The organism is Stenotrophomonas sp. 2YAF22 (assembly GCF_052114665.1).
GTDB classification, from domain to species: Bacteria; Pseudomonadota; Gammaproteobacteria; order Xanthomonadales; family Xanthomonadaceae; genus Stenotrophomonas; species Stenotrophomonas indicatrix.
Genome location: NZ_JBFRFE010000225.1, coordinates 1 through 6,013 on the forward strand (window position 1 = coordinate 1; position 6,013 = coordinate 6,013).

The following is a 6,013-nucleotide window of genomic DNA, read 5'->3' on the forward strand; positions in this document are numbered from 1 at the left end:
GTCGTGTACTGCTTGTGGGCGATCTACGGCTCGTCGGGAACGATCGTGCAGGGCGCAGCCCTGCCGACAACCCCTCACCGCTCCGAATGCCCGCTCTGGTCGTAATCGCGCGGACTGAACAGCTCCGGCTGGATCAACTCGACGAACGCCCGCGCCTGCGCCGACAGCGCCTTGCCGCGCCGCACGATCACCCCATAACTCCGCTCCGGGAACCAGCGCTTCATCGACCGTGCGGCCAACCGTTCGCGGTCAGCATCGTTCAGGCACAGCGCCGGCACGATGGAAATACCCATGCCCATCGCCACGTACTGCTTGATCACTTCCCAGCCGCCCACCTCCAGCGCAACGGTGTAGGCGATGCGGTGACGCTGGAACACCTGGTCCACCAGCCGGTAGGTGATCTGCCGTTTTGGCGGCAGCACCAGCGGGTAACGGGCGATGTCGGCCAGTTCCAGCTCGCCACCGCTGGCCAGTGGATGGTCATGCGGGGCGATCAGGACCTGTTCGAAACGGTAGGCCGGCGCATAGCTGAGGTCGGCCGGCACATCGGTCATCGAGCCGATCGCCAGGTCGGCGGCATCCTCGCGCAGCAGGTCGGTGCCGTCGGCGCTGATGGCGTTGTGCAGGGTCAGGCGTACGTCAGGGTAATGCTGGCGGAAGCGTTCGACGATCTTCGGCAGCAGGTACAGGATGGTCGAACTGTTGGCGGCGATGTTCAGCTCGCCCGCGTCCAGCCCGCGCACCTTGTCGCGGAAGCGCGCTTCCAAGCCGTCCAGGCTCTCCACCAGCGGCTGTGCCATTTCATACAACAGCTGGCCCTCGCGACTGGGGACCAGCCGCCGGCCGCTGCGCTCGAACAGGGGGACTCCCAGCTCGCGCTCCAGCGCCTGCAACTGCAGGCTGATGGCCGGTTGGCTGACGAAAAGTGCCTCAGCCGCCCGTGAGACCGAGCCCAGGCGCACCGTCTGGCAGAACGCGCGCAGCGGCTTCAGCCGATCGGATTTGTAGGAAAAACGAGGACTTGGCGAGGTGCGTGTGGTCATGGCGTCACAAGTATTAGCACAAGTTATGTAAAGCATTGCAAAAACTGTTTTGTCAAATACAGGGCTCCAGCCGCACGGTGGAGTCGTTCCCCCACGCTGGAGTTCTGCCATGTCCGCCGTCGCTTCCGCTGTTCCCTCCACCGCCGCCAAGGCCACGCCGGGCATCGCCCTGGCGACCCAGGTGGCGGGCCAGGCCACCGTGCTGCCGGCGCCGTTGCTGGCCCTGCTGGTGTCCCTGCACCGGGCAGTGGAACCCGGTCGGCAGGCGCGGCTGCAGGCCCGTCGCGAGCGCCAGGCGTTCTTCGACCAGGGCGGCCTGCCGGACTTCCGCCAGGACACCACCGCGATCCGCAGCGGTGACTGGACGGTGGCGCCGCTGCCGGCCGCGCTGCAGGACCGTCGCGTCGAGATCACCGGCCCGACCGACCCGAAGATGGTCATCAACGCGCTGAACTCCGGCGCCAAGGTGTTCATGGCCGACTTCGAGGATTCGACCTCGCCGACCTGGCGCAACCTGCTGGCCGGTCAGCAGTCGCTGGCCGCTGCGGTGCGCGGCGACCTGCAGTACACCGCACCCAATGGCAAGCATTACGCACTGCGCCCCTACGATGAGCAGGCGGTGCTGATCGTGCGTCCGCGCGGCTGGCACCTGGACGAAAAGCATGTGCGCGTGGATGGCCAGTTCCTCGCCGGCGGCCTGTTCGACGCGGCGGTGTTTGCCTTCCACAATGCGCGCGCGCTGCAGTCCAGGGACCGCGGCCCGTATTTCTACCTGCCCAAGCTGCAGAGCATGGAAGAGGCGGCGCTGTGGGAGACCGCGCTGTCGCACATCGAAGGCATGCTCGGCCTGCCGCACGGGCAGATCAAGGTGACCGTGCTGATCGAGACGCTGCCGGCGGTGTTCGAGATGGACGAGATCCTGCATGCGCTGCGCGATCGCATCGTCGGCCTCAACTGCGGGCGCTGGGATTACATCTTCTCGTACCTGAAGACCTTCCGCCGCCACGCTGACCGCGTGCTGCCCGAGCGTGGCCAGGTGACGATGACCCAGCCGTTCCTGAAGGCGTATTCGGAACTGCTGATCCAGACCTGCCATCGCCGCGGTGCACACGCGATGGGCGGCATGGCCGCGCAGATTCCGATCAACAACGATGCCGCCGCCAACGAGCAGGCGATGGCGCGGGTGCGTGCCGACAAGCTGCGCGAAGTGACTGCTGGCCACGACGGCACGTGGGTCGCCCATCCGGCGCTGATTCCGGTGGCGATGGCGATCTTCGACGAGCACATGCCCACGCCCAACCAGCACCACGTGCTGCGCCAGGATGTGCGCGTGGGTCGCGATGAACTGATCGCGCGGCCGCCGGGCACGATCACCCGCGCTGGCTTCGAAGGCAATGTCGAAGTCTGCGTGCGCTACCTGGCTGCATGGCTGGATGGCAACGGCTGCGTGCCGATCCACCACCTGATGGAGGACGCGGCCACCGCCGAGATCAGCCGCAGCCAGCTGTGGCAGTGGCTGCATACCCCGGGCCAGCAGCTGGACGACGGCACTGCCATCGATCTGGCGCTGCTCGATACCACCCTGGCGCAGCTGCCCGCGCGCCTCGGCGACACCTCGGCGCTGCCCGGTGGCGGCCGCATCGAAGAAGCCATCACCCTGCTGGCCGAGTTGAGCCGCAGCAACGAACTGACCGACTTCCTGACCCTGCCGGCGTACGCGCGCATCGACTGACCGCTGCATGCCGGTTTTCCCGCCGCTTCCTTCCCCGCTGCATCCGCACGAACCGAACTGGAGATAGACATGAGCACGCTGCCCACTGCCGAACAGATCCAGCACGACTGGGACACCAATCCGCGCTGGGAAGGCATCCAGCGCAACTACAGCGCCGCCGACGTGGTGCGCCTGCGTGGCACCGTCCATATCGAGCATTCGCTGGCCCGGCTGGGCGCGGAAAAGCTGTGGAAGTCGCTGCATGAGCGTGACTTCGTCAACGCGCTCGGCGCGCTGACCGGCAACCAGGCCATGCAGCAGGTGAAGGCCGGGCTGAAGGCGATCTACCTGTCCGGCTGGCAGGTGGCGGCCGATGCCAACCTGGCCGGGCAGATGTACCCGGACCAGTCGTTGTACCCGGCCGATTCGGTGCCGGCGGTGGTCAAGCGCATCAACAACACGCTGCTGCGTGCTGACCAGCTGCACCATGCCGAAGGCAAGGATGACATCGACTTCCTGCAGCCGATCGTGGCCGACGCCGAAGCCGGTTTCGGCGGCGTGCTCAACGCCTTCGAGCTGATGAAGGCGATGATCGAAGCCGGTGCCGCCGGCGTGCACTTCGAAGACCAGCTGGCCTCGGTGAAGAAGTGCGGGCACATGGGCGGCAAGGTGCTGGTGCCGACCCGCGAGGCGATCGAGAAGCTCAACGCCGCGCGGCTGGCCGCCGACGTGCTGGGCGTGCCGACCCTGCTGGTGGCGCGTACCGACGCCGAGGCGGCTGATCTGCTGACCAGCGACATCGATGGCAACGACAAGCCATTCGCCACCGGCGAGCGCACCGTGGAGGGCTTCTACAAGACCCGCAACGGCCTGGACCAGGCCATCAGCCGCGGCCTGGCCTACGCACCGTATGCCGACCTGGTGTGGTGCGAGACCGGCAAGCCGGACCTGGAATTCGCGCGGAAGTTCGCCGAGGCGATCCATGCGAAGTTCCCGGGCAAGCTGCTGGCCTACAACTGCTCGCCCAGCTTCAACTGGAAGAAGAACCTGGACGACGCCACCATCGCCAGGTTCCAGAAGGAGCTGGGCAGCTACGGCTACAAGTTCCAGTTCATCACCCTGGCCGGTTTCCATGCGCTGAACTACGGCATGTTCAATCTGGCCCACGGCTATGCGCGCCGGCAGATGAGCGCCTTCGTGGAGCTGCAGGAAGCCGAGTTCGAAGCGGCCGAGCGCGGCTTCACCGCGGTCAAGCACCAGCGCGAGGTCGGCACCGGCTACTTCGATGCGGTGACCCAGGCGATCCAGCAGGGGCAGTCCTCGACCACCGCGCTGACCGGCTCGACCGAGGAAGAGCAGTTCCATGGCGAGCGCAGCGAACGGGCTGCGTGATCCGGTCATGCCGGCCGCTGGCCGGCAACCTTCTGTGTTCCCGCAGTCCTTGATGCGGTCGGCCAGCAGCCGGCACGACCAGGGCTCGGGCTGATCAGGGTGGCCAGGGAAGGGCCAGACGACGCCGGCAGATCGGGGGATCTGCCGGCGTTGTTGTATCTGCGGCTGCTGCGACAATCGGCGTCGCGGTCACCGCAAGATATTGATATGGCTTGCTTTCTCCCCGCAGTCAACGGGGGTGAACGGGCAACTCTGCGGCATGCAGGGCGGGGCACCGCGTCTTCACAAAAATGAGAAGCGGCGCACAGTTTGATTCACTGATATGCTCCGCGGCTCACCAGGGGACGCTGGCGGCGGGTGCAGGGAATGACCGGCAGGGGTGCGGCCGAGAACATCGACACGACAACCGGTATCGCCAAGGTGGCGATGGCCGAGATCGTGCATGCGCTGCTTTCCGAAGAAGAGGTTGCCCTGTTCGCCCGGTTTGCCCAGCCCTGCAGGCTGCAGGCGGGCCAGTGGCTGTTCCACCGCGGCCATCGCGGCGAGTGCATGTACATCATCCTGGAAGGCCTGATCGAGCTGGATTTCGGCGAGGACCTGGTGCTCAAGACACTCGGCCGGCATGAGTTCTTCGGTGAGCTCGGCCTGTTGATGGGCGACCATCCGCGCAGCGCCAGCGCGCGGGTGATGGCCGACTGCCACGTGCTGGAGCTGGGACCGGCTGATTTCCATCGCCTGGTCGAGTCCGACCCGGGGCTGGTGGCCTACTTCCTGCGGCGCACGATCCTGCGCGTGCTGACCAACGAGCAGGCCCTGATCAGCCAGCTGCGGCGGCGCAACCATGACCTGGAAGCCGCGCTGGACAACCTGTACATCACCACCCACCAGCTGACCCACACGCGTGAGCTGGTGCGCACCGACGAACTGACCGGCCTGCACAACCGCCGTGGCCTGGCCCTGTTCCTGCAGGAATGCCGCACGCAGGAAGAGGGGCCGCCGCAGGCGCTGCTGCTGATCGATTGCGACCGCTTCAAGCAGATCAACGACCGCCACGGCCACCAGGCCGGCGACCGGGTGCTGCAGAGCATGGGCAACATCCTGCGCTCGATGGCCGGCGAACATGACCTGGCCTGCCGCCTGGGCGGCGACGAGTTCTGCCTGATCCTGCGCCGGGCCAATGTCGAGATCGTGCAGCACGCGGCCGAGTTCATCCTCAGCGCGGTGCACGGCCTGCTCGAGCGCAGCCATGGCACCCCCCACGTCAGCCTGGCCAGCATCGGGGCCAGCCTGCTGGCCCCTGACGCGGACTGGAGCGAGTGGTACGCTCGCGCCGATCGTGCGCTGTACCAAGCCAAGCGCGCAGGCGGCAACTGCCTGCGGTGGACCGATGGTCCGGATGGACAATGAGCGGAGATCCAGGCGATGAATGGCGACAACGGAACGTCGACCCCGCATAACGCCCAACTGCGGGCGCTGCTTTTTACCGACCTGTGCGATTCGCTGCAGCTGGTGGAGCGTATCGGCGATGTCGCCGCCGCCGAATTCTTTCAGCAGCATGACCGCCTGGTCCTGGGGCTGCAGCAGCACTGGAACGGCCAGCTGATCGATCGGTCCGATGGACTGTTCGTTCTGTTTGAGCGCCCCATCGATGGCATTGGTTTTGCGATTTCCTACCAGAACGCCGTCGACGCGATGGGCCACGAGCGCGGCATCGTGCTGCGCGCGCGCGCCGGCCTGCACGTGGGTGACGTGCTGTTGTGGGACAACAGTGCCGAGGCCGTCGCCCACGGCGCAAAACCGGTGGAAGTCGAGGGTCTGGCCAAGCCCATGGCCGCGCGTTTGATGCAGCTGGCGTGGCCTGGACAGG

4 protein-coding genes and 1 pseudogene are annotated in these 6,013 nt (G+C 66.5%); 4 read left to right on the top strand and 1 reads right to left on the bottom strand.

Annotated elements, in window-relative coordinates; genetic code table 11:
- Window positions 1-74: 74 nt before the first annotated feature.
- A complete protein-coding gene (locus AB4Y84_RS10695; protein WP_363734279.1) occupies window positions 75-1,043 on the bottom strand; it encodes a LysR family transcriptional regulator in 969 nt (322 codons plus the stop codon).
- A 109-nt stretch (window positions 1,044-1,152) separates the two neighbouring features.
- Between AB4Y84_RS10695 and aceB the strand changes: the two genes are divergently transcribed.
- The 4 genes and pseudogenes from aceB to AB4Y84_RS10715 all read left to right on the top strand — a co-directional run.
- A complete protein-coding gene (aceB, locus tag AB4Y84_RS10700; protein ID WP_363734280.1) occupies window positions 1,153-2,775 on the top strand; it encodes a malate synthase A in 1,623 nt (540 codons plus the stop codon).
- A 69-nt stretch (window positions 2,776-2,844) separates the two neighbouring features.
- On the top strand, window positions 2,845-4,146 hold the full coding sequence (gene aceA / locus AB4Y84_RS10705; RefSeq protein ID WP_025875808.1) for an isocitrate lyase: 1,302 nt from the start codon (window positions 2,845-2,847) through the stop codon (window positions 4,144-4,146).
- A 366-nt stretch (window positions 4,147-4,512) separates the two neighbouring features.
- Window positions 4,513-5,553 (top strand): diguanylate cyclase domain-containing protein, encoded by a 1,041-nt coding sequence (locus tag AB4Y84_RS10710; RefSeq protein ID WP_442243993.1) that lies wholly within the window; start codon window positions 4,513-4,515, stop codon window positions 5,551-5,553.
- Window positions 5,554-5,568: 15 nt separating this feature from the next.
- A pseudogene (locus AB4Y84_RS10715) lies at window positions 5,569-6,013 on the top strand (putative peptide modification system cyclase); the annotation flags it as partial.